The sequence below is a fragment of the Algoriphagus terrigena DSM 22685 genome (assembly GCF_000429445.1).
Classification (GTDB): domain Bacteria; phylum Bacteroidota; class Bacteroidia; order Cytophagales; family Cyclobacteriaceae; genus Algoriphagus; species Algoriphagus terrigena.
This window is the reverse complement of sequence record NZ_KE386904.1, coordinates 549,971-575,432: the sequence shown is the minus strand read 5'-3', so window position 1 is coordinate 575,432 and position 25,462 is coordinate 549,971. Positions and strand designations below refer to the sequence as shown.

16 protein-coding genes are annotated in these 25,462 nt (G+C 47.0%); 3 read left to right on the top strand and 13 right to left on the bottom strand.

The annotated features are described in order from the left end of the window. Positions 1 to 444 precede the first annotated feature (444 nt). On the top strand, positions 445 to 978 hold the full coding sequence (locus tag G459_RS0126420; RefSeq protein WP_026970254.1) for a hypothetical protein: 534 nt from the start codon (positions 445 to 447) through the stop codon (positions 976 to 978). 29 nt (positions 979 to 1,007) lie between these two features. After that, a complete protein-coding gene (locus G459_RS0126415) occupies positions 1,008 to 2,294 on the top strand; it encodes an amidohydrolase family protein (RefSeq protein ID WP_026970253.1) in 1,287 nt (428 codons plus the stop codon). Between the two features lie 288 nt (positions 2,295 to 2,582). On the opposite strand, the gene G459_RS0126410 is transcribed toward G459_RS0126415, so the two are convergent. From G459_RS0126410 to G459_RS28700, 13 genes are all read right to left on the bottom strand, one after another. Then, a complete protein-coding gene (locus G459_RS0126410; RefSeq protein WP_026970252.1) occupies positions 2,583 to 5,234 on the bottom strand; it encodes an ABC transporter permease in 2,652 nt (883 codons plus the stop codon). Further along, positions 5,234 to 5,560: a PadR family transcriptional regulator gene (locus G459_RS0126405; protein ID WP_026970251.1), complete on the bottom strand. Its 327-nt coding sequence runs from the start codon at positions 5,558 to 5,560 to the stop codon at positions 5,234 to 5,236. The genes G459_RS0126410 and G459_RS0126405 overlap by 1 nt, the downstream gene beginning before the upstream one ends. An 83-nt stretch (positions 5,561 to 5,643) precedes the next feature. Next, complete coding sequence (locus G459_RS30110) at positions 5,644 to 5,787, bottom strand: hypothetical protein (RefSeq protein WP_157373475.1); 144 nt, start codon at positions 5,785 to 5,787, stop codon at positions 5,644 to 5,646. A 519-nt stretch (positions 5,788 to 6,306) separates the two neighbouring features. After that, positions 6,307 to 8,121: a S41 family peptidase gene (locus G459_RS0126400; RefSeq protein ID WP_084454733.1), complete on the bottom strand. Its 1,815-nt coding sequence runs from the start codon at positions 8,119 to 8,121 to the stop codon at positions 6,307 to 6,309. Positions 8,122 to 9,578: 1,457 nt separating this feature from the next. After that, entirely contained in the window at positions 9,579 to 10,466 is an 888-nt protein-coding gene (locus G459_RS0126390) for a helix-turn-helix domain-containing protein (RefSeq protein WP_026970249.1), read from the bottom strand. A gap of 72 nt (positions 10,467 to 10,538) precedes the next feature. After that, positions 10,539 to 11,543 (bottom strand): aldo/keto reductase, encoded by a 1,005-nt coding sequence (locus G459_RS0126385; RefSeq protein ID WP_026970248.1) that lies wholly within the window; start codon positions 11,541 to 11,543, stop codon positions 10,539 to 10,541. Positions 11,544 to 12,849: 1,306 nt separating this feature from the next. Continuing rightward, positions 12,850 to 15,186: an ABC transporter permease gene (locus G459_RS0126380; RefSeq protein WP_026970247.1), complete on the bottom strand. Its 2,337-nt coding sequence runs from the start codon at positions 15,184 to 15,186 to the stop codon at positions 12,850 to 12,852. Between the two features lie 770 nt (positions 15,187 to 15,956). Next, the gene (locus G459_RS30105; RefSeq protein ID WP_157373474.1) at positions 15,957 to 16,115 is read right to left on the bottom strand and encodes a hypothetical protein; all 159 of its coding nucleotides are present in this window, start codon (positions 16,113 to 16,115) and stop codon (positions 15,957 to 15,959) included. Positions 16,116 to 16,187: 72 nt separating this feature from the next. Then, complete coding sequence (locus G459_RS28705; protein WP_035457038.1) at positions 16,188 to 17,156, bottom strand: dihydrodipicolinate synthase family protein; 969 nt, start codon at positions 17,154 to 17,156, stop codon at positions 16,188 to 16,190. Positions 17,157 to 17,207: 51 nt separating this feature from the next. Continuing rightward, on the bottom strand, positions 17,208 to 18,368 hold the full coding sequence (locus tag G459_RS0126360; protein ID WP_026970246.1) for a sialidase family protein: 1,161 nt from the start codon (positions 18,366 to 18,368) through the stop codon (positions 17,208 to 17,210). 21 nt (positions 18,369 to 18,389) lie between these two features. Beyond that, positions 18,390 to 19,523: a sialidase family protein gene (locus G459_RS0126355; protein ID WP_245588250.1), complete on the bottom strand. Its 1,134-nt coding sequence runs from the start codon at positions 19,521 to 19,523 to the stop codon at positions 18,390 to 18,392. Between the two features lie 22 nt (positions 19,524 to 19,545). Next, complete coding sequence (locus G459_RS0126350; protein WP_245588249.1) at positions 19,546 to 21,015, bottom strand: RagB/SusD family nutrient uptake outer membrane protein; 1,470 nt, start codon at positions 21,013 to 21,015, stop codon at positions 19,546 to 19,548. A 184-nt stretch (positions 21,016 to 21,199) separates the two neighbouring features. Further along, positions 21,200 to 24,205 (bottom strand): SusC/RagA family TonB-linked outer membrane protein, encoded by a 3,006-nt coding sequence (locus tag G459_RS28700; protein ID WP_169725078.1) that lies wholly within the window; start codon positions 24,203 to 24,205, stop codon positions 21,200 to 21,202. 375 nt (positions 24,206 to 24,580) lie between these two features. Here G459_RS28700 and G459_RS0126340 point away from each other — a divergent pair, with 375 nt between their 5' ends. Then, positions 24,581 to 25,450, top strand: a complete 870-nt coding sequence (locus G459_RS0126340; RefSeq protein WP_026970243.1) for an AraC family transcriptional regulator — start codon at positions 24,581 to 24,583, stop codon at positions 25,448 to 25,450. The last annotated feature ends 12 nt before the right edge of the window (positions 25,451 to 25,462 follow it).

The following is a 25,462-nucleotide window of genomic DNA, read 5'->3' as shown; positions in this document are numbered from 1 at the left end:
GTGTTGAGCGGAGTCGAGACGTTAAACTCCCAACCCGACAACTCGCCACCGAGCAGCAGACAACTCGACAACCCGAGAACATTGCCAGGACCAAATTCCTCAACTACCCCAAAGACCTCGTAAATCGTAATTCGTAAATCCAACAACGTGACAACAGCTTCAGCCGACTGCCTACTGAAAACTGCGACTGAACACTGCCTACTTAACACTCCCCAAAGACCTCGTAAACCGTAATTCGTAAATCGTAAATCCAAAAACAACCCGAGAACATAGCCAGGACCAAATTCCTCAACTGCCCCAAAGACCTCGTAAATCGTAATTCGTAAATCGTAAATCCGGCAACGTGACAACACCTTCGGCGGACAACGTAACAACTGACAACCCGACAACTGGGCTTGCGCAATATCTTTTCAGTTATATATTTGAAAAAATAAGTTTCAACACATGGATGAAAACGCCCCTGTCCCCAAACGAAAGATCAACGTCGAACTACTTTTGGGTCTGTCTGCAGTCTTTTTAAGCGCTTCAGCATTGATTGTATCCATCATCCAGACCACCATCTTCAAAGAACAACAATACGCTTCGGTCTGGCCTTATCTGCAGACCACTGCCAGCTTTAGAAGTGGGAACTACGAATATGGTATCGAAAACAAAGGCGTCGGCCCTGCGATTGTCAAGAGCTTTGAGTACACCTATAAAGGATCGAGCTATGGCGATACCCGGTCCGCTTTTTCAGCTATGTTTGGAGAAAACCAAAGAGGGGTTGGGTTTAGCGGTATAAGCAAAGATTACGTCTTCAAATCCGACGAAGATCTTTCACTCCTCTCCGTGAATCTGCCGGATTCGGTGATTAATTCAATAATTTACCGTTGGGAAAGTGATTCTGTCAATCTTAAAGTCACTTATGCGGATGTGTATGGCAACTGCTGGCAGCTGGACAATGGCGTCACCACCCGTCTTGCATCCTGCCCTGATTAACAAAACCCGCTACTTAAACTCACTTTTCTATGGCTAAGGCTCTCTCTGCTGCACTACTCATTCTTTTTACCATAGGCCCCGGCTTCGTCTATTCGCAGACTCCCGACAAGTACTATCTGCTAAAAGCAGGACAGTTCTACGATTCGGAAAAAAATGTCTTTGTACAAGACCAGCAGGTTTTGATCAAGAATAACCTGGTGCTCGAAGTAGGTACCCAACTCACTGTCCCCCCGGATACAGAGGTCCTTGATCTTGGGGATGCCACCATTGCTCCGGGGCTGATTGATGCACACTCCCATGTACTGCTCGAGCAGCAGAGCGACGAGCCTCTGGCAGTGGATGCGATGTTGATGTCCTCGGAGGCAAGAGTTCTGCGAGCGGCCAAGTTTTCCCGAAGTTATCTGGACGCCGGTTTTACCACGATCAGGGATTTGGGCAACTCAGGCCAATACCTGGATCTGGAGGTAAGGAGAGCCATCAATAGGGGATACTTTCCAGGACCCCGGATGCTGGTATCCGGGCCGATCATCGGTTCGATGGACGGGCAGGTAGATGGGATTCCCCTGGCTGATTTTGATCGAATCTCGCGCCAAGAGTACAGCATGGTCAGCGGGGTCGAAGAAGCCAAAAAGGCAGTTCGGGAGCATATCGCAAGGGGAGTGGATGTGATCAAGATCTTGGCCATCGGCAACAGACTGGTGCTGAGCCTGGATGAGATGAAAGCGATTGTCGAAACCGCCCATGCCGAACGCCTCACGGTCACGGCGCATTGTGACCGGGACTGGGCCGCCCAAAATGCCATCGAGGCCGGTGTCGACGGGATCGAACATGCCTATGGATTTAAGCCAAGTACACTTGAAAAAATGGCCGCCAAGGGAATTTATGTCGTGCCGACCTATGGGTCGACGGAAACTATCAGAGCTTATTATGAGGTTCAAAACCAGCCCTATACCGAACAGGATCTGAAAGACAATGCCGCCGGTTGGAACAAATGGACGAGGGAACTCAAGGCGGCAGACGTCACCATCGTGGCAGGTTCCGATGCCTATATCGACCTAAAGCGTCCTAGGGGCGAGCTTGCCAAGCAAACCATCTGGGGATATGCTGATGCCGGGCTGTCACCGGAGGATGTACTACAGACTGCTACCATCAATGCCGCCGCAGCCTTGGGCATGAAGGACCAAATCGGTGTCATCAAACCCGGTGCGTTTGCCGACATTGTGGTATTTGGGGGAGACCTGAAAACAGACATCAAAACATCACTTTACCAGGTGAAGATGGTGATCAAAGACGGGGAGATCGTCTTCAGAAAATAAGGATCTTCGAATGACCAATCGAAGGCTCCGTCGAAGTGTTTCAATCTTTCAATTCACACCAACCCGACAACGCGCAGCGGACAACTCGACAACCCGAGAACATATCCAGGACCAAATTCCTCAACTACCCCAAGGACCTCGTAAATCGTAATTCGTAAATCGTAAATCTGACAACCCGAAAACAGCTTCAGCGGACAACGTGACAACAAACACATCGGTCATTTCTACAACCAACATATCGGTTCCGCACGGTCTAATTTCAAACCCGAAGGTATACAGTGCATGGCGTCACTCACTGCGCAGACTATTCACCGGGTTGGCAATAGCGGCTCGTATGGATTGCCAACTCACCGTTGCCAATGCAATGAGGATTGCCATGGATCCTGCAAGCGCGAAGGTGCCAAAGCTGATATCCGTACGGTATGCAAAGTTTTCCAGCCATTGATCCATCACATAGACGGTAACCGGTATAGCGAGTGCGAAACCGATCAGCACGAGGATCAGAAAATCTTTCCCCAACAAGGCAACGATACCCGCAACACTGGCCCCCAGTACTTTACGCATACCAATCTCTTTGGTCCTTTGCTGTGCAGTAAAGGCAACAAGCCCAAACAAACCAAGACACGCGATGAAAATGCTCATGCCGGCGAATAGGCTGAACAGCCGCGCGAAACGCTGATCGTTTTTGTATTGCAGGTCATACGCTTCATCCACGAAACTGTATTGAAATAGATTGCCGGGAAATAACGTGTGATATTTTTCCTCCAACCTGCCGATAACGTCGCCAAAGTCAGTGGTGGCTAGCCGCACCGACACCTGGTTGCCCGAAGTGGTCCTTCCAAAGATGATGCTCTGCTGGGCCTCATGTGCAGACGACCATTTGAAGTCTTTATACACGCCAATGACCACTGCCTGGAAATCGCCTACCATCACAAGTTGATCCACGGATTCTGATGATGTCTTGTATCCCAGACTTTTCGCAGCGGTTTCATTAAGTATAATCTTCCAGTTGGCCCCGACCGTATCTTCCGTGGCGGCCACCTGATGGAATGACCGGCCTGCTACCAACTCAAGTCCGTATAAGGATGCAAATGTCGAATCGATATAGGTGGCGACCCCGCTAATAGCAGCGGATGGATCATCCGTTAGCTTGCGAAGAGCCGCTCCGTTCCAGTTGAAGCCCTGCCCGGGAAGTGTGGAGGAAAGGGCAGTCCGCTCTACTCCGGCAAGCTGACTTACTTCCTGCTTAAACGTAGCCATCATCGTAGCCCGGTCAGCATCATCGGGTAAGACCCGCGGTGCCCGGATGGCAACAACCTGTTCGAGGTCGAGCCCAAGGTTCAGGGTGCGCATGTAGGAAAGCTGGCTGAAAACCACGAGGGTTCCTGCGATCAACACCACTGAGCCTGCAAACTGGAAAACCACAAGGCCTTTGCGTAACCAGAAATGTCCTGAGGCTGACAGGGCCTTTCCTTTTAATACAACAGCGGGCCTGAACGAGGAGAGTACGAAAGCAGGATAGAGGCCAGCCAACAATGTGCCCGCGATCAGGGTGACGGCCAGCGCAAGCAGAAACATAGGGTCAAGCCATTGGGCAACGGATAATTGCGTTTCTGCTATATCATTTACAAACGGCAGCAGGATCAATGTGAGTAGCAGCGCAATGGCCATGGCGGTGACATTAGTGAGTGCAGACTCATACAGAAACTGCGTGATCAACTGATTACGCCGCGCACCGATTGCCTTGCGCACACCCACTTCCTGCGAACGGTTCAAGGCACGTGCAGTAGCCAGGTTGATGTAATTGACCAGCGCAATCACCAGGGTGATTATCCCGATCACCAGGAAAAAGTAGAGTGTCTTGTAGCTGCCCGCCACAATGCTTCCTGCTCCGGTGATGTCAGAGTTGAGGTGAATGTCGTCCAGAGGCTGGAGCGTTACAGCGACTGTTCTTCCCTGCTGCTTCAGCATATCTGCCCGGTGTTTCGCAAACACTTCCGTCATCTTGCGCTTTACTTCCTCCCGGTCGGCAGTAGGGTGCAATTCCAGGTAGGTGGTAAAATTATTCCAGCTCCAGCCACCTTCAGGCTCTGTTTCATAACCCGTTCCGCGCAATAGATCTTCCATTGGCAACAACATGTCAAATTGAAGATGTGAATTGGTTGGGACTTCCTTGAAAATTCCCGCGACGGTATAGGTTTTATCCGTTTCACCTGTTACCTGAAGCGTTTGGCCTTCCGCCTGCTGATTCCCAAAATATTTGTTAGCGGTAGCTTCTGAGAGCAGTACTGTCCCCGGAGAAAGTTTTGCATCTCCACTGATAAGCGGAAATGAAAACATCTCCATAAACGCAGCATCCACGTAGAGGGCACGGTCTTCTTCAAAGACCTGCTCCGGAGATTGGATCGCTGAGACCAGTGCGTTTTCCTGATGGACGCGGGCGATGTTTACGATCTCAGGAACTTCATTCTCCAGGGTAGGCGCCAGCGCTTGGGCCGTGTAAGCGTGCCCTGTCTCCATCTGTTCCCCCCCGCTTGCAAAAGCCTGTAGCACACGAAACAGGTCTTGCTTCTTATCATGGAAACGGTCAAAGCTGGACTCGAGCGTCACATACTGGAAGATGATCAGGCAGCAGGTCATGCCGATGGATAACCCTATGATATTTAGCGATGAGAAACTTTTGTTTTGACGGATATTCCGCCATGCGAGGGTGAGGTAATTTCTGTACATGCCGCTTGATTGGGGGGAAAAGTTGAAGGACTTGATATATTCCGGTCTCAAATATTTCAATACGCGCCAAGTAAATTTATACCTGGCCTTGGCCGATGATTGCGAATGCTCTTTATAGAATATCTCCGTCAGATCCCCTTCGATCTCTTCTACATATTCCTGCCTGCAAAACCAGCGCAGGAATGAAAGTGCTTTCTTTGGGGGATGCATTAACTGAAGGAAATTTTAGGAATACGCTTGTAGATGCTGTTCCGCAATTCGTGCTGTTCATCGAGTACACGCTTTCCGAAAGCGCTAATCACATAGTATTTCTTTCGTCTGCCGCCCCGGTTTTCGGTTATGCCCCCATAGTGGGAACTGACAAACCCTTTTTCTTCCATGCGCTTTAGGACTACATGTACCGCACTGATGTTGACGTTTCGCTGGAGTTCCTCCTCTAAGCCTTCCAGGATGGAAACTCCATAGGCGGTGTTGTGCTGGGAAGCAACCATCAATAGTACCAGTTCTTCGAATTCACCAAGCGTGTGGGGTGTCATGGATGCAATGATTTACTTAACAAACGTAAAAGTAATAGAAAATAATATGTTTCATATTTGTTAAGTAAAGTTTTTTGGGCGCACTAATTCGCCTCAACAGCCTGGCAATAACGCTGTCCAAGACATCGGTCATCCGGCACTTCGCCGCCGTGAGTTTCTCCACTCACGGCTTTTTGATTTCTGCTGATTGGCAAAGCCTGATTGGATAGGACCTCGAAGGTTTTCATCCCCACGCTTAACTCTTAAACAATTAACCCTTAACCTTCCTGGCAGCTCCACGGACAATGCGTCAACCTGACGACAGCTCCGCGGACAACCCGACAACAGGATAACGCGCACCGGACAACTCGACAAACCGAGGACATAGCCAGGTACAAATTCCTCAACTACCCCAAAGACCTCGTAAATCGTAATTCGTAAATCCGAAAACGGGACAGCGGCTTCAGCTGACAACGTGACAACAAACACATCCGTCATCCAGCATCCGTCATCCCACATTTTAAACTTTAAACTCCCCACCCGACAACAGGATAACGCGCAGCGGACAACCCGACAACCCGAGAACATAGCCAGAACCAAATCCCTCAACTACCCCAAAGACCTCGTAAATCGTACTTCGTAAATCGTAAATCCAAAAACAACCCGACAACGTAGCCAGGACCAAATTCCTCAACTATCTCAAAGGCCTCGTAAATCGTAAATCCGACAACTTGACAACCGCTTCAGCGGACAACCCGACAACAGCGTCACCTGACCAACTCAATAGCTTTCTCCAGGTACTCATCTCTCCCTGCCTTCACTCCGGCAATGGTGCGGTCCACATATACCTGCGGCAAAAAACCGATCCCATGAAGCTGGCTTCCGTCCTGCTTTAGCACCCGCATCCCTGTAAAGGAAATCCGATACTCGCCGGGAAGATCAAATCTGTTGACATTTCCGTTGGTACCCGAACTCGGCTGACCGATGAGGGTCCCCAGACCATAACCATCGATAAAGCCCAGATAGCTTTCTGCATAACTTACGGCGCGGCCATCCGTGATGAAAACAATTTTTTTATCGCCCAGGTAAGGTTTTTTAGGTTCCATCTCCCAACCGTAGTCACTCGTTCCGGCTTTGTTTTCCTGATCAGGGTAGAGGTAGTGGTCCACGTGCATCCACTTCCTTTCATCCTTCTTGGACAGTAGATGATTGATCAGTCCATGGTTGGAGTTGGGGTACCCTCTCACATCAGCGATGATCGCCCGGCTGGCTTTCAGCCTGGGCATCAGCTTAGTGATCGTGTCCATCGAAACCACATCCAGATTGAGATATGCGACATCGTCATCCAGGAATCGGTAGCCGGGGTCGCTGGGTTTTGAGTCGCCTTTCTGCCGATAATAGTTCGAAAGACGAGTGGTTTCATAAGTATTGACGCCTACCGTAAAACTGAATGTCGAATTTTCTTTTCCGGTGAGCATCAGGATAGGCGCCAGATAGCTATACCACCCTTCCGTAGCAGCGGATACCAACGGACGAAGCTCCCCAAACAGTTCTTCGCAAGATTTCCCATCGATCTGCTTGATCACATCACCGACTTTTAAATCCGGAGATCCGGCATATACCGCGGTTACCACCAGTTTCCCTTCAATCCATTCCGCATCAAAAGGCGGGGCAGCGTATTCCGTTTCCGGACTTGATACAGTGACATGATTGTCCTTGAGCGCTGCAGTAAGCCGCTTCAGGTCCTTGATGTGCGTGGCTTTGTCACTGGAATAGGTGGAAGACAGGCTGTTTTTGAGTTCCTGCTGCCAGTTGATACCCATCTCGGTGAAATAGGGATAAAAGTGCTGAAATACATTCCAGGCATTGATCAGATTTCCGCAGCGAAAAGCCAAAGAGGAAGCATCCTCCGGGGTGTCCGGCTCACCTTCAGTCATAAACTTTTCTATAGCAACCGTGCTTTCGGGATAGGTCTGCCCCGCTTTAAGCTGCAGGACGAGCGGCATTCCCATCCACAGATTGTCTCCGATCTGCCTGATCCAGATTTCGTTGGGGTCGGGGGAACCCTCAAATATTGCCTCAGTAAGACCTTCGGCTGCAGCCTTACCGGACTGTTCGCCGGTAGATTCAGTGGTATTAATCTGGAGGGAGTTAACCCGGACACTTCGATAAACCGGACCAAGTGGAGCCATGTCTTTGGTCACTCCACGGTGTTGCCAGTACACGGGAAGGTATCTGGTCGTGTCCTTCGGCTGGATTAGTTCCTGAAAATCCATGGGATCGGGAGCCGTGGAGGAAAAGGTAACCGTGGGAGCTATAGGGTTAAACAGCCTTTGCAGGGTCTGGATCAGTTCTCCCTGATCCTGGCATTGCAGAACTTTTTGGGCACCATACACCGAAAACCATCCCCAGTCCACCTGTTCGCTTTCAGAACTGGGATGAAAGTATTTTACATAGCCGTAAGCTTTTGCAAACGCAACCAGATTATCAATCTCCCGGTCAGTCTTGGTCTGGCCGGAACAGAAAAGAAAGGTGTTCATCACTAATACACCAAAAAACAGCCTGAGAAAAAGTATTTTCATGCGTAGAAGAGGGTCTATTGCGGGTTTCAATCAAGTTGGCGAATCAAACTACAGATTTATTCTGTATTATTATTAATTCCTGACCGGGAGACTAGAAAACTCTTCCAATCGTCCACCAATACCTGTCTGGCAGAAAACACCACCGATTGGAAGTAAAGACTGGGCCAGCATGCAGGGCAGGACAAATCTTTATTTTTTCGTTCCGTTATCTTGCATTGATGCTCGGCTTAGCACACCAATTCCCAATTCATTCCGCGGCAACTCCCCCTTGAAGTCTAATATTCGGAAAGGAACTGAATGTTTATCAAAGGGGGTAGGGGGATTTGACCAGGAGTTCTGTCACCATGGTCTATGCCCGCCTCGCCGTGATGTGTGTCCGCACAGACCACTTCTTCACTTAAATTTATTATCAATCAACCATCGTCTTCGTACCTCGGCATCGACACCGATTTACTCATTGTATCCCTGCGCCGAGGTTGAAATTCTGATTCATAATTACCTGGGGTTAAAATCAAGCATGACCTACTGGCCGATATCCATGCACAGATTTCCTCCATGCGAGATTCTCCCGAAGAAAAATCGGGACAGGCTATGTGACCATTAGATAATCAAACATCACATGAAACCTCAGGCTACAAAAATTCCGCTCCTACGGAGCTTTTTCCGAATCCTACATCGCTACCCACTTCATGCCATTTGAACTGGTAGATCGGCAACTCTTTAAAAGACCAACACCTTGCCCAATACCCGAATGGAGGGCGCGGTCCGGGGACAAACCGTTAGGAAACAGCCCAGTGGGCTGTTTTAGGTTCGGGCCAGCATGCAGGGTGGGCAAAGTGACTCCGGCGTCCGGCCCAGTGCGGTGAGGACCGAGCGTTAAAGATTAATCCAGTGAATTAATCTAGAGAGGGGCCAGCTTGCAGGGCAGGTTGCGTCTTGATTTTTTCGTTCTTTTTTATCAAGAAAAAAGAACATAAAGAAATCAACGATAGCAGTTCCTGAGGCCTCACCCAAGCCCTTGTCGTACTTTACATTGCCTAGCTCCTCGCCATTTGCAATGTAGAGGTCCTATCATAGTACTTGCAATCCGACAACCAAAAAATCTCTTACAACTTCCGGCTCCGTCCCTCGGCAGCGAGATCCTCTTACCCACAATATCCCTGCGCCGAGGTCAAAGGCCTTTTTTCTTTTTTACCGTGGGTTACAGCCCTCGTACCTCAGGCTTCACCCACGGCTATTCACAGTTGGACTCTCCCGAAATCACTCCGTTCATCGGGACTATCGCTTCAGAGTCCGCGCCGCAACAGCTTCAGCGGACAACGCGAAGCCGACAACCCGACAACAAACACATCAGTCATCCCTCATGCGTCATCCCACATTTCAAACTCTTGTGTTGAGCGGAGTCGAAACGTTAATCTCCCAACGCGCAGCAGCGAACCTCCACTCTCCCAAAAAAATCAATTGAATGACTGACGGAATTCAAGGGGTGACATCGTAGTTTTCTTTTTAAAGAGCGTGCTAAATGACTGGGAATGCTCGAACCCCAAGGTATAAGCGATCTCGCTGACTGAAAGACTGGTTGTGGAAAGTTTCTCCTTCGCCTTTTCAATTAATTTCTCATGGATGTGTTGTTGGGTATTTTGGCCAGTATGCACGCGCAACAGGTCGCTCAGGTAATTAGGCGAAAGATTCATTCGCTGTGCGATATACTGAACCGTCAATAACCCGGTTTGCTCATTTTCAAAATAGCGGTTTACTTCCTGTTCAAAGGTTATTAGTAGCTGATGATTGTTGTTTTTACGGGTGATGAACTGGCGTTCGTAAAAGCGTTTTGAATAATTCAGCAACAATTCAATCTGAGAAAGAATGATTTCCTGGGTATGCCTGTCAATAGGTGCACATTCTTTATCAATCTTCTTGAGTATCATAATGAGATCATCTTCCTCTTCAGCAGATAGATGAAGTGCCTCATTGGTAGCGTATGAGAAAAATCCGTATCTGCTGATGCTCTGGGCCAGGGGATGCTTCATCAGAAAGTCCGGATGGAAAATCAGCAGATATCCTGAACCGCATTCCATTGTTTGAACGTCTAAATATTGTACCTGATTAGGCGCTGTGAAACTCAATACCCCTTTGTCATAATCATAGTGTTGCTGTCCGTATCTTATTTTGCCTTTTGCTTCCCGTTTTAGTGCCACACAGTAAAAGCTGTTGACAAAACCTTTCCACACATCCTCATCTAAAAATATGCTTTCGGAAAGGTTGATCATGCTCACCATCGGATGCTTGGGTTCAGGCAAAGACAACAAGCGGTGAAATTCTGAGATGGATTTGATGGTATTCATGGCGGTCAATTAAAAGGGAATAGGAGTAAAGAAAACAGCGACTGCATCTTGAATTGCAGTCGCCAGGAAAGCTTAGTCTATAAGCCCCATGCTGAAATCATCGTAAGGCAAGCCTGTATCAGTGCCCAAAGGCACGATACCTTCAAGCTTTTGCAGTTCTGCTTCGCTCAATTCGACTTCGACAGAAGCAATATTTTGCTCAAGGTATTTCCTTCGTTTTGTTCCTGGAATCGGCAAAATATCTTTGCTCATGATCCATGCTAACGCCAGTTGGGAGGAGGTAATTCCTTTATCCGCCGCCATGGTTTCAATTAATTTCACCAACTCGATATTTTTATGGAAATGCGCTTCCTGAAAACGGGGGATTGCCCGGCGGAAATCATCCTCCGGCAAATCGTCCAGACTGCGGATGTTTCCGGACAAAAAGCCCCTGCCCAAAGGAGAGTAAGCGACAAACCCTATCCCCAACTCATTTAAGGTCTGTAATACTCCGCGCTCCTCCACCGTACGCTCAAACAGAGAATACTCGCTCTGAACTGCGGTGATCGGATGAACGGCATGAGCTCTTTTGACTGTTTCGGAGGATACCTCAGAAAGTCCCAAGTACCCCACCTTTCCTTCTTTCACCAGTAGGCTCATTGCCTCAACGGTTTCTTCGACGGGCGTATTTTTATCCAGACGATGCAGGTAGTATAGGTCAATGTAATCGGTTTTCAGATTCTTCAGGGAGCGCTCAACAGCTTTTTTTACATACTCTTTTTTCCCGTTGATTGCCCAGGTCACCTTGTTGTTGTCGTCTATCTCCCATCCAAATTTGGTGGCAATAATGAAGTGGTCCCTGTTGCCTTTGATAGCTTTTGCTATAAGCTGTTCATTTTTAAAAGGACCATAAAGATCCGCGGTATCCAGGAAGTTTCCACCCAGTTCGAATGACCGGTGGATCGTTGCAATCGCTTCCTGCTCGTCCGCTTTGCCATACATATGTGCTTCTTCAAAGCCTGTCATACCCATACAGCCCAAACCGATCTTTGGAACAATAAGTCCCTGATTTCCCAATGCTATTTTCTTGATATCCATAAATTTATGTTCTATTGAAGACACAAATTTCAGGGAAAGAGCAGTGAGAACTGTATGCAAAACCCTGCATGATGTATGCAAATCAGGGATGATAATAGGAGCGTAAAAACCAAATGATAGGTAAGATTTTTCAGTCGTAAGCGACGTCTAGTGAGATACACGACGTATTCGGGTAGAGTAGGGCCCTTCAGAATTTACGGTTTTTGGTGATGCGGAAAACCGTAAAAAAAACAGGTTAGCTCTCGAGTAAGCGAGAGAGATCCACCTGTTTTTAGGTTTGGAGCAGGACCAAAAATCCAATCGTCCACCAATACCTTTCTGGCAGAAAACACCACCGATTGGAAGTAAAGACTGGGGCCCGAAGCTTTTGGGTTACTTTTTGGCTTTCAAAAAGTGACGAAGGAAAAAATCTGCGAGCTCGGTCAAATAGGGAATCGAGGTTCACTTACCCGCAACCGCCTCTCTCGTCTCTTGTTGTCCCACTTCTTCAAGGGGTGAGCGTGAAGAAACAGTCCGCCGAGGCGGGCTGTTTTAGGTTTGGGCTAGCTTGCAGGGCAGTACGAATCTTTATTTTTTCGTTCCATTGTCCTGCATTGATGCTCGGCTTAGCACACCAGTTTCCAATTCATTCCGCGGCAACTCCCCCTTGAAGTCTAATATTCCGAAAGGAACTGAATGTTTTCAATGGGGGTAGGGGGAGAACCGAGCGTTAAGAATGGACTAAATGGCAATTTCATGATGGTTCTGTTTTACGTATAATGCGTTGCGCACAATGCGTTACGTAAAGTACGCAATTTATTAAACTTCAAAAAATACCCTTGTGAAGTTCCTCTTTTCGGCATTTACATCCTCGGGAAATTCACATCATCAAACAACCTTACCACTTACAATCTCACAATTCACCAACCCGAAACACCGCTGGATTCCTCCAATTTTAAACTCTTCTCTTTAAACTCCAGACTGATAACAGCTTCAGCAGACAACGTGACAACCCGACAACTCGCCACCGCGCAGCACACAACTCGACAACCCGAGAACGTAGCCAGAACCAACTTCCTCAACTGCCCCAAAGACCTCGTAAATCGTAATTCGTAAATCGTAAATCCGACAACGTGACAACAGCTTCAACGGACAACGCGACAACTTTGGAAAATCGAGAACATAGCCAAGACCAAATTCCTCAACTACCCCAAAGACCTCGTAAATCGTACTTCGTAAACCGTAAATCCGAAAACATATCAACTCGCGAACATCGCCGGAATTCCTCCCACTTTAAACTCTTCACTTTAAACCCCTATGGGTAAATTTACTCCGCTTTCAAGACTTTGACGGGTTCAATTCGCACCACTCGAATGGTTTGGGATAGGACAACCAGTAGCCCAAGTAGGACAACCAAACTGAAGCCGATACTTACATTTATAAAGCTCAGATTAACCAGACTGCTTCCTAAATCCCGTTTAATTAAATCACCGCAAAACAGGCCCAGTGGAGTGCCAACAAGCCCGGCAATCAGCATAAGAATGCCAAATTTTCTGGTAACCGCCCACACCAATTTTAAGTTGTTGGCTCCTAGCACTCTTCTTATACCCAGTTCTTTAGTGCGTGTTTCTACAGAGTAGCTGGCTATGCCCAAGATGCCCAAAGCAGCGATGATCAGGACAATCAGGGCAGCACCTCCAAACAACCCTAATCTATCTCCACTGCTTGGTCCTGAATATCGGTAATCTTTTAGATTATAAAGATTTGCTGTTTTTTCAGGAAAATTGTCTTTCCATAAGGATTGAATGGCCTTGGACACTTCCAATTCTGCATGCGGGTTTATCTTAATGGTCAAGGTGGCTATTTCATTTGGCAGATACCGATAAATCATAGGCCGTAGTTCGCCAATGGTCTCATTGGGCATGATGGCAATGACTTGTACATAGGTAGAGTCCAGCAACAGATTTTGCCCCACTATGGTCTCTGATTTAGCCTCCAATAAGTTTGCCGCAGCTTCATTTACCAACACATACTGCTCTGTACTTTCAGGCATATCTTTAGGAAAATTTTGCCCGGAGATCAAGCTGACACCTTCTGTTTCCAGAGTACGTGGGTCAATACTTACGTAATTTATTTCCAGAGTTTTACCGCCAAATGTGACGGAAGACTTCCCAGTTTGCATTGGTTCATGATACCAGTTAGTCGCCAAAGTTGTTTCTACCTGACTTAACTGGTTTATTTCGTTTTGCAGGGCTTCGTATTTTTCACCTTTTAAATCGAGCGTAAGCACATTGGATGGGACGGTTGAGCCGATGATTGCACGGCTTTTTATTTCATAATCGGCCACTATCACCACCAGTATCATAAACATGATCGCAACTGAAAATTGTACAACTACCAAGATCTTATAAAAAGAAACAGTCCGAAACAGCTTGACATTCTTCATCTTACGTAAGATCTGTACAGGCTGGAACGCTGACAATAGCCAGGAGGGAAATGCCCCCGCGACTAGGCCGGTGATAACTGCGTAGGCTAGCAGGCCTAAGAATAAAATTAGATCCCAAGAAAACGTCACCTCCATCTCGGGCATCTGATCCATTAGAAAGCTGACACAGGGTACTGTAAGCACCAAAGCAAATAGGGAAACAAGAGTCGCTTCCATTAAAAACTGACCAATAACCTGAGCTCTTGTCGCACCCAACGTCTTGCGGATACCCACCTCCGGCGCCCGGGAGACAGCACGCGCCAATGCCAAACTGATGTAGTTGAAAGCAGATAAAAGGGTCAGGGCCAGAATTAAAAACAGCTGGATTTTTATGCTCTCCCAATTGGCGCCCACATTGGGATCATTTTTAATGTCCTGGTCTCCAGGGGTGATATCTTCGATGGGTTGTGCCACAAACTGGAGACTGCTCTTATCCAACTTCCGATTGTAGCCTTGAAGCTTTGTATTGAGCTGCTCTAAATCATCTTCTGATTTTAATCTGGAATAGATTGCAGAACTTTTGAATTGATCCCAATGCTGCGATATATCATTGATCGCCCCTTCCTTTTCAAGCGTTTCAGCAGAACTGATAGAAATCATTGCCTCGATGGGCAGATGCGTTCGTAAAGGCGGGTCCTGGATAATTCCCCCCACAGTATAAGAACCCAGGTTCTCAAACCGGACAGTTTGGCCTAAGGCGTTGGCATTTCCAAATATCTTTTCGGCTGTACTTTCAGTTAAAAAAAGCGTGGTAGGATTGCTGCTAAGGCTTTGTGGATTGCCTGACAGCAGTTTGAAACCAAAAACATCAAAAAAAGAAGGCTCAGAAAATTTTACATCAACAGGAACATCTCCTCTGTCGGTTTGCAGGTTGTGTTTTCCTGCCAGGCGAACTCTCACCGTATTTTCAACAAAGGTGATGTTTTCCATTAGCGGTGCCAATGGCAGTGGAGCTGTTGCCCATTTGGTTTTTTCTCCCTCTTTTGATTCCTGCGTAATTATCCGCACCAGTTGATTTAGGTCCGGGTGAAAATGGTCTGTGTCGATATCGGCCTTTATGCCTGTAAAAAGAATAACCCCAACCGCCATACTCAGTGACAAGCTTAGGATATTGACCAACGAAAACAGTTTGTTTTTCCACAGCGTCCGTAAAGCGATCTTAATGTTGTTTTTTAACATGTTGGTTCATAACTGAAAATTGGCCAAATACTGAAGCGGGATCGCATCCAATCCTGTTGTCAAAGTTGACGCCAAAATACAACCTGTTAATCATCAATATACTATGGAGCTACTTACTTAAGCCTGTCCGAATTTAGGACACGGCTCGGATCGGTTTGATACAGTCGGGCAATCCCAACCGCTGGAATGAAAAAAGCCATAGCGGGGTTTTCTATGCGAAGACAATTCGAATGAAAATCAGACGCTGGCAAGAAGGCGAAAGGCTTGATTGAATCGCCTTCTCCTTACGGAGGCAGGGCACAAGCCGTTACAAAATCTTTCTGAGGAGGGCAGAGCGTCAAAAAATGACCCCTTCGGATCATTTTAGCGAGGACCCAGCATGCAGGGCGGGAAGGCTTGGGTAAGCCTGTAGGGTGGGCTGTGAGGGATGAGGTAGGGGAGAGCCTGTCCCAAGGTTTTAATCCCGATAGTTATAGAATCGGGAAGTGTAGTGTATCGGGAGTCCGGCTTCCTTCCGCGTTGACTCCCCCTTAAATTGTAATACTCGAAAGGAAAGGGTTGTTTTTGAAAGGGGGGTCGGGGGATTTGACGAGATATCCCAATCGGTGCGCCCAGCTGGTCGGGATTTGCAATCCCAATCTGCTTTCCAAGAATTTTGAATTCGCCTCCATAAGTTCATCGCTAATCTCATTCTATAACTATAAAAAATGCAACTTCACCCCTCTACCTTGAGGAAATAAGGGAATCTCATTGACTTATTGTACCAATTATTAGTAAACCGGAACCGCCAATGCATTTTCCAACGGATCTCCGTTTTCGGTCATGCTGATCGCGGTATTATGGTCCTCCAATAACCTGACATACTCATTACTGCAATATTGAATTCCTTGTTCTGAATGACGGATCGATCGATTGAAGTATTTTTCCATGTTCTGTAGACTGACCAGTACACTTGTTCCAAATCTCCACTTTCGAGTAATCCCCCGAAAGATATTCTTTGATCATTTCTTCCCGTTCAGGGCTAAAACTTCCTCCTCCAATGAGGCCAACATGTCGGAAATTTTATCAAATCTAACTTTCAGTTCCTGCACTTCTGTCGCTGAGAACGGATATAACGGCGGGGCAAAATTTGCCTGACAAAGTCCCTTAAAGGATAGTGCCGTCTTTAGCCCTTTCATGTAGCTCGATTTGTATCCGCCTACATTGTAGATGTTCTTGCTGACCTCCATCACGCATCTCTGATAAGCACTGATTTTTTCAAAATCTTTATTTACGGCTGCATCATACAGCGCCACATACAGTTTGGGATAAAGATTTGCACCTCCGCAAACTCCCCCAAAACCACCCGTCAAGACGGTTTCGGGCATCATCTCCTCCGGCCCTACCATCAGCACAAAGTCCTTCTGCTCTCTAAATGCATGGATGAGTAGCTGAAAATACACCGCATGCGCAGAACTGTCCTTCAAGCCAATTATCCGCTCGTGCGAGGACAGTTTGATCGCAGTATTCACCTCAATGCTAAGCTTGGTATGAGAGGGCATGTTGTACAGGAACATCGGAATAGCAATCCCATCAGCCAACTGCCTGAAATAGGTGTACATTTCCTGCTGATCAATGTTCATGTAGAACGGCGGAGCAGCAACCACTGCATACGCACCGGCCTCAGCCGAATAATTGGCCAGTTCGATACTTTCGTGCAAAGAAACATCAGTAATTCCAACCAAAACCGGCACCCTGCCAGCCACCAGCCTACAGGTGTTGGAAATGAGTTCTTTGCGAATGGAATAGCTAAGGCCTGAAAACTCTCCGGTAGTTCCAAGGATAAAGATCCCATGAACGCCTCCCGAAATCAGGTGTTCGATGAGTTTCTTCACACTGTCCAAATCCAGCGATCCGTCGGCATGAAGTGGGGTGATCATTGGTGGGATGATTCCACGCAACGGTGGGTTGTCTCCTGAAAATGTGGGCATAGATATGAGATTTGCTGAAGATGTTAGCTCAATTGGTTGAATTGGTACTACTTATTTCCATTGCTCAGGATCGAAGATGGTTGCCACGATATATCGATAGGGCTTTGTGTTTTCTCCCTTGGCATTGTTCCAATAGTAAACCATCACCAGTTTTCCGTCTGCCCGCTGGATCATTCGGGGATAGCCCACATCTCTGTTGGCACCGTCGCCGTTGCGCAACGTGATTTCATCACTCCAGGAGACACCCTTATCCGAACTGAATCGGACATGGACTCTTGACCCAAAGTCACTCCGGTGAATATATCCCAGCGCCAATCTACCATCTTTGAGTTTGACCAGAGCTGGCGGGGACCCGCCTCTTCCGGTATCCGGAGCAGGGTCTTTCAGCCGGTTCCAGGTATTTCCGTTGTCTTTTGAGAGGTAGCTTGAAATCAGATTTTGACCGTTTTCTAAGCGCGTTCTGATGGTGGTCAACCATGTATTTTCATCCAGTTTGACAGAAGACGGCATGATATCAAAGCCCCCGTGCTCGGCGGTAATCCAGGAGATCAGATTCCAGGTGAGCCCTCCATCGGTCGTCCTCACAAATCCAACCCTCCCTTCCTTGGAATTGGATTTTGCAGTAGTCACAAAAGCGCTGAGCGTCTGCTTGCCCTCCACATGGTAGTCAGTTCTGTTTGCGATGCCCGCCGTACCCATATTTGGAAACACGTAGGGACCTTCCCAATGTGCTCCTTTATCCTTTGAATAGTAAAAGTGACTTGGGCCATCGTGGTTATTATGTCTCAAGAAGGTCAGAAGAAAGTCCTTGGACGTAAAATCGGGCATGGGTTCTTTCAGCACAGCGGGTACAGTTGCGCGATCGGGCGTGATGTTGTTGTCATGGCCCCAAGCAGTTTGACCCTGGGAATAGGCGTCCTTAATGGTCCAAGTTTCGCCACCATCCATGCTTCTCGCATATTGATTTTCGGCTGTCTTGGGATCATAGGTATGAAGCCCCGGCTGCGTCTGCTTGAATGACGCTTCGACAAACCCAACCAAGAGCTCATCACCCCAACCCCAAATGCCATGATTCGCAGGCCATCCCGCATATTTCCCGTCTTCCTGGAAGACCACGTGGTGCTTGATATACATCTCCTGGCCTACTGCCTGTGGCATCTCCGATCCGACAGAGATAACGAAACCCAGAAAAAATGCTTTTAAATAATTCATTTTCAGTTTTTTTAAAAAGACCTATAATTTGATTTTAGCAGGATCAACGACGGCATATTTTACAGACCTTCTGTTGTAGGTGTAAGTGAGATGAACCAATCCATCCTTGCTTTGGATAATTGCAGGATAGGCATACCCGTCTTCAATCGGAACATTCTCCAGCGTCATCACCGGTGTCCAGTCTTTTCCATTGGTTGAAATGGCAAGATTCAGGATGTTTCTTCCCTTTGGCTGCTCGCCCTCTTTTGTTGAATGATTGTAGATCAGCAATTGTCTGCCATCCGCAAGGGTTACCGCGTCGGTGCCAGAATTGGGATTTGGCAGATCCAGAGCGGTCATTTCGCCCCAAGTCTCGCCTTCATCTGCAGACCAGATCTGCGTCAGTACGTTTTGCTTGGTCCGTGAAATCGCCTGGATCTTCCCGTCAGGGTAGGTCAAGATACTGGGTTGGATTGCATCGAATTTCACTCCGTCATGTACTGGCCCAACCATTTTCCAATTTTCGCCTCCGTCATCGCTGATTTCAAAATAGACCATCCAGTCTTGCTCCCGCTTATTGATAATGTATTCCAAACTGGTTGGATTGATGATTCTTCCTGACTTTAACTGGACTGGTTTGTTTTTGACCGGGCCGATGATATGCCCGATCTTCGGATCCTCGCCAAGTTTTTCAGGCTCTGACCAGGTTCTTCCGTTGTCGGTTGACGTCATCAGCATTCCCCACCAAGTCGTCGGACTGGGACCAACTTTGTAAAACAGCATAAGTGGCTTGCCTTCAGGTTGAAACAAGACGGGATTCCAGCAGGGAAATCGAAGTGTATCATTTTGAACTCCATTGGCTACTTCTTCAGGCCAAGTCCATTTGCCATTTTCCAAGCGAGTCACCCGGATCCCTACATCGGGATTGTTTTCATGGGTTCCTGAGAAAAATGCCGCAACGATCCCTTTCGGTGTTTCGATCAAGGTCGATGCGTGCACTTCAGGAGTCGGCGGGTTTTCAAGCGAATAAATCAATTCTGCTTTGAGCAAAGCGCCTTCTCCGGGCTTGGCCATTGGTGGTAGATAAAATCTCCCTGTAATATCATTGGGCGCTTGCTGTGCTGATCCAAAGAGTGGGATCAGTGCAATTAACAGCCCGGTTAACGTAAAACGCATTTTCAGAATCATTTTTTAGTTTTTAATAGCCGGGATTTTGTACCAAGTCTTTGCCAAAGTTTGCATCGATCGCCACCTGGGGGATTGGCCACAGGTCATTGTGATTTTGGACGGTACTGCGTGAACTCTCCAAGAGGCCGTATTTCCTCACACGTTCTACCAGTTTTCCCATGCGGATCAGGGTACGTCTTCGTGGTTCTTCAAAAAGCAGTTCTCTAGCTCTCTCCTCCAGAATAAAATCAAGGGAAACCTCCCCGGCTGTTATAGGACTTGCGTTAGCGCGTTCCCTTAGCGCATTTAAATCCTCCGCAGCTTTCGCCAAATCTCCGCTTCTATAATACGCTTCGGCCCGAAGCAGGTACGTCTCCGCCAGTCGGTAAACGTAGACATCTTTTGAGGTCCTTCCAGAAGTATTGTTCAGGTTCCAAGGCAGTCCTTCTATCTTCCGGGGATACGAATACATGCTTCGAAGGGTATCTTCACCCGTAGTTCGTGCGGGCACCAGCTGCCCGAAATATTTGGATTTTGGATTGTTGAAGTAAAAATTCCGACGCATGTTGTACTCTGAGTTTCGAAGATCATTGGCGTCATCCCAAATTTCATAAAGCGAAAACTCTGTACCTCTCACCCTCCCGACACCCCTGCCCATCTCATCGGTCGGTATATTGGGAACGCCATCAGGATCCAGTATCCGGACAAAGAACGGCCCAAAATTTCTGACACCCTGGTTCCCATCCCGTGTCCCGCCGCCTCCGGCAGTGAAACTCTCGAACTGCCAGACATAAATTGATTCCATGTTCCCGGAATTCCGGTTGTAATTCCCATCCTTGAACAGGTCCGAAAATACATCTCCGGGCTTGTCTTTGCTGCTGCCAAATCGCGAGTTCATCAGTTGATAATCACCGGAGTTGATTACTCGAGAAGCGCTTTCAATAGCTTCCGCATATTGCCCCAAGCTGATATAAACCTCAGTTAGCAAATGATCCGCTGCGCCTTTGGAAATTCTTCCCGGCAAAGTCTGTCCCGCCGGCTTCAACCATTGTGAAGCAAATTCCAAATCGCGTTTGGCAAATTCATACACTTCACTCCGGTCCTTCCGCTCAAAATCAAATTGTGGGACGTTACGGATGGTATCTACCAAAGGCACACCACCATAGAGATTTGCCAAGAAATTGTGCGTATAAGCTCTATAAAACCTGCCCTCGGCAATCACTGCATTCTTCTGTGCTTCATTTTGCCAAATTTTACTGTTCGACTCTTTATTGGCATAAACAATTACCGTATTTGCCTGAGGAAGCATCTTTCCATAGGCCCAATTCCAGTTTGCATTTACTTCAGGAGTGACCGGAGTCAGGTAAGAAATCCAGTTTCGATACGTGAAATATTCTGCCCCAGCGTCCTCTCCTACATCAGTCCCTGGAAAATTGGTGATGAAAAAGGTATTGTCATCCTGGGAATATTCCTCCCTGGCAGCCCATGACAGTCCGGTCATATAAGTTTCAAATCCGGCAACTGAAACCAGGGTGTTATCAGCACTTAAGGATGACAACGGCTGCTCATATAAGAAATCGTCATTGCAGGAAAATACAAGGACAAGGAAACACATTCCAAAAGCCTTTTTCCAACTACTGTATATACTTAGATTTTTCATTTTTCTGGTCTTTAAGGATTAAGAATTAGAATGATACATTCAACCCCACTAAAAATGTCTTTGGCATAGGATAGAGGTTGTTATTTCCCTGTGAGCTGGTGTAGGCACCTCCATTTTCAGGGTCTGTGCCTAACCAATCGGTCATTGTGGCCAAGTTCTTTCCGGTCACATACACTTTTACCCCATTCAGCTTCAGCTTATCCAGCATCGATTGCTCGAAGTCGTAAGAAAACGTCACATCCCTAAGTCTTATGAAATCTCTGCTTTGATACCAGCTTGTATTTAGCGGGTTATTGTACAATAGAGAAGGCCTGGTGTTTGACTGGTTTTCGGCAGTCCACCAGCCGGCATCTATTTGGTTAAGGCTTCGTCCGGGTACCAGCGGATTGATCAAATTAAATGGGGCGATCCAGCCCTGCATCGCATTGATGAAGATGGAAAGAGAGAAATTGTTGTAGCTAAAGTTATTTCTAAGACCAAACTGATATTTGGGAATATTTCCTGACCCAACCACTGTCCGATCGTCCGGGTTAAGTACGCCGTCACCGTTGAGGTCCTTTACTCTTACAAAGCCTGCTTGAGATCCGGCAGGGATGTCATCGTCACCAACCTGATAGATGCCATCAAAGACATAATCATAGTAAGAATTAATCGGCTTACCGATAAACCAACTGTTGGCTATATTATCATCTTCCATTCCGTCTTCATCCAAATCGGTGTTGAATAAATGGGTTATTTCATTTTTGTTATAGGAAAAGGTGAAGTCCGTGCTCCAGTTAAATTTAGCCTTCCTGATATTGTCAGTTGACAGGGAAAGCTCAACACCGCGGTTATTTACATTTCCGATGTTGGTTAAGATACTTGTGTATCCGTTCATTACAGGGATACTTCTCCTCACCAATAGATCCTCCGTGTTGCTGTTATAATATTCCAAAGTGCCCGAAATTCTCCTCTGGAAAAATTCAAAATCCATCGCGATGTTTGCAGTTTTAGTGGTTTCCCAAGTCAGGTCGTCATTCCCCAAGGTAGACGTGATAACCCCCAAACTGCTGGCACCTCCATCACCGTAGACATATCTGGCGGTGGAAGACAAAGTCAAAGACTGGTACGGTTCGATAGCTTGATTCCCTACCAAACCATACGAGACCCGTAACTTCAACATATCCAAAAACTCCAAATTCTTCATAAAGCCTTCGTCGGTCAGGATCCAAGCGACAGAACCGGAAGGGAACGTAGCGTATTTGTTGTTTACAGAAAACACGGAACTCCCGTCCTTTCTTGCTGTAAGCGTAAACAAATACCTATTCTTGAATTGGTAATTCACCCTTGCCATATAGGAAATCATGTCTACCGAATATGCGGATGAACTTATCCTTTGAATCTCACCAAGTCCCAGATTGTCATACCCTAACACATCTACATTGAATTGCTCACCAGAAGCCAGGGTAGACTCAGCTTCTACATGATTTCTTCCAAACAGCAGGGTGACATCAAAGTTGTGATCCTCCCCAATACTTTTGGCATAGGTGAGGATATTTTCCAGGACCCAGTTGTATTGTCTTTCGTTGGCTTTTCTCGCCGAAGTACTGTTGAACGATACATTTTTATCCTGGCGAACAAAATTATAGTCGTGATTCCACTGGAAACTGGGGGAGAAATTCACCCGATAGGAAAGCCCTTTCAAAAATGGCGCATCCACCTTGGCAAAGAAATTACTAAACAGGTTCTCTCGTATTTCCTCATTGTCGGAGAGCAACGACGTTCTCATCGGATTCCCAGCCGCCTGTTCATCGGGAACGGGGAATTGAGTGGGAGAACCATCTTCGTAGTACATGGTTCCGAGAGGGCTCATTCGATAGGCATCATTCAGACTGGCGCTTACGCCAGATAGATCTCTATGAGAAAACATTGTATTCGTCCCGATCTGCAGCCAGGGCTTGATGGTGGTCGAAATATTCGCCCGGAAAGTGTTTCTCTTTTGGTTGTCGTCATAGATCAACCCCTGGTCATCACCTAGGGATGCGCTTAGAAAATAATTGGTCGAATTCGACTTACCGGAAATGTTGAGGTCTAATGAACTTGTCCTGCCCTGTTGGGATATTTCATCCCATGAATCCAGCGATTTTCCATTTGCCAGGTTCTCTGCCTCCGTGGCAGAAATGTAACTTGCGATAGAACCGGGATCAGACTCTAATCCGGATTGCGTTCTCCAATCCAGCCGTCTCTGGATATATCGCTCCGGGCTGAGCAGTTTGAGTTCCGAACCCCATTCAGAGATTCCGGTATAGGTATTGATGCTGATCGTCGGAGTCTCGGACATTCCCGCTTTGGAAGTAATCAAAATAACGCCGTTTGCCGCCCGGGACCCATAGATAGCCGTCGAACTTGCGTCCTTCAAGATCTCCATCGACTGAATATCACGCGGGCTGATGTCATTGAGATTGCCGCTGAATATTATCCCATCTAACACAATCAACGGGCTATTGGAGCCACTAAGCGAATTTTGTCCCCTGATCAGGATATTACCGACCTGCCCGGGCCGTCCGGTTTCAGTAAACTGGACTCCCGGTACTCCGACCATAGCCTCCGTGACTGTGACATCGTCGCTACTCCTGGATAAATCTGCCGAGGTAATGGAGCCTGTAATATTCCGCTTTACCTGCGTGCCATATCCCACCACGACAACTTCGTCCAAAACGGCAATATCTTCGACCATGACCAGATTGATCTCTGACCTATTGCCGATCTCCTCTTCTATGGATTGGAATCCTATCATGGAAAACACCAAGACACCTCCGGCTTCGGGCGCATCAAGGGAATATTTGCCATCGATATCGGTGACGGAACCTGTGGTGGTTCCTTTTAGCAAAACATTTACTCCGGGTAATCCCAAGGGGTTGTCTCCGGTGGTCACCGTTCCTGTGATTTTTCGCTGCTGAGCGAGCGAGGCAGTTGACATGGCCACTGCTCCCAAGAGCAGCAGCCACGTCAACAAGGAATACCTCTTAAAATAAGGTAGTCTTACGTTCATGTTTTTCGGTTTTGGGTTTAGGTATCGACTGACTCTACTAAAAACTAATCTTAAAATTCTTATGCGACTCGTTTGTTTTTTGCTGTCCAAACGGGGCATGTAACCGGCAATATCCACTCTCACTTTCCGGCACTTCATCCATCTATACTCCTATTAATTCTTGAGTGAGTTAAATGATCAAAACAAATATGACCTAAAACCAAAATGGGGCATTGTCATATTTTGCCAAATAACTATACTATCTTACCGTCATTACCCCTACATATCCCGTATGTAATCGATTGCAAACGAAATAAAAATTCAGATCCTACAACGGCGGCGTACTCATCGTTGTCTCGACTGTAAACCACCTTAATCCGAACAACCGAATAGACAATGAAACCTCATTTTCATAAAGTCCCTATCACCTCTGCGAATTCGTTCAGCCTCCGACATGATAGGCGACCCAATTTTGGGACAATCTGGCATTTCCATCCTGAGCTGGAGCTACACTACATTATCAAGGGACACGGGACCCAATACATCGGAGATACGGTGAGCACATTTTCTGATGGCGATCTGATTCTATTGGGAGAGAACTTGCCTCATACCTGGCGTTGCGCAGAAGGATATTTCCAGGGAAATCCTGAGGTCGAGGTAGAAGCTTTTGTACTGCAATTTCTCCCTACCTGCCTTGGGAGAGATTTTTTGGCTCTGCCCGAAACCCAGTGTATTTCGGGTTTACTGGAGAAGGCAAAAAAAGGAATGATTATTCACGGCGATACAAAAAGAAAACTCGCGAAGATCTTATATAAAACAGAAAAAGCAGGTCAATTGGAGCGGGTAATTCATCTCTTAAAGATACTCCAGATCCTCGAATCCAGTTCTGAATACGAAACCATCTCTCCCGGTTACGCCAACAGTCATCTCGGCAACGTTTCAGAGATGCAGCGATTGGATAAGATCTATAGCTACGTGCTCACAAATTACCCGAATGAGATCAGCTTGGAGAACATTGCCGCAATTGCCAGCCTAAGTGTGTCCAGTTTTTGCAGGTATTTCAAAACCATGACCAATAAAACCTTTTTCGAATTTTTGATCGAGATTCGGATATCCAATGTCTGTCGGGCCTTGATCGAAGACAAGTTGCCGATTGAGGTAATTTGTTATGAATGCGGCTTTAACAATGTGTCAAATTTCTATCGGCATTTCAATAAAATTACCGGGATGACACCGTTGGTTTACAAAAAGAAATACCTGTCTTAGGTCAATTTGATC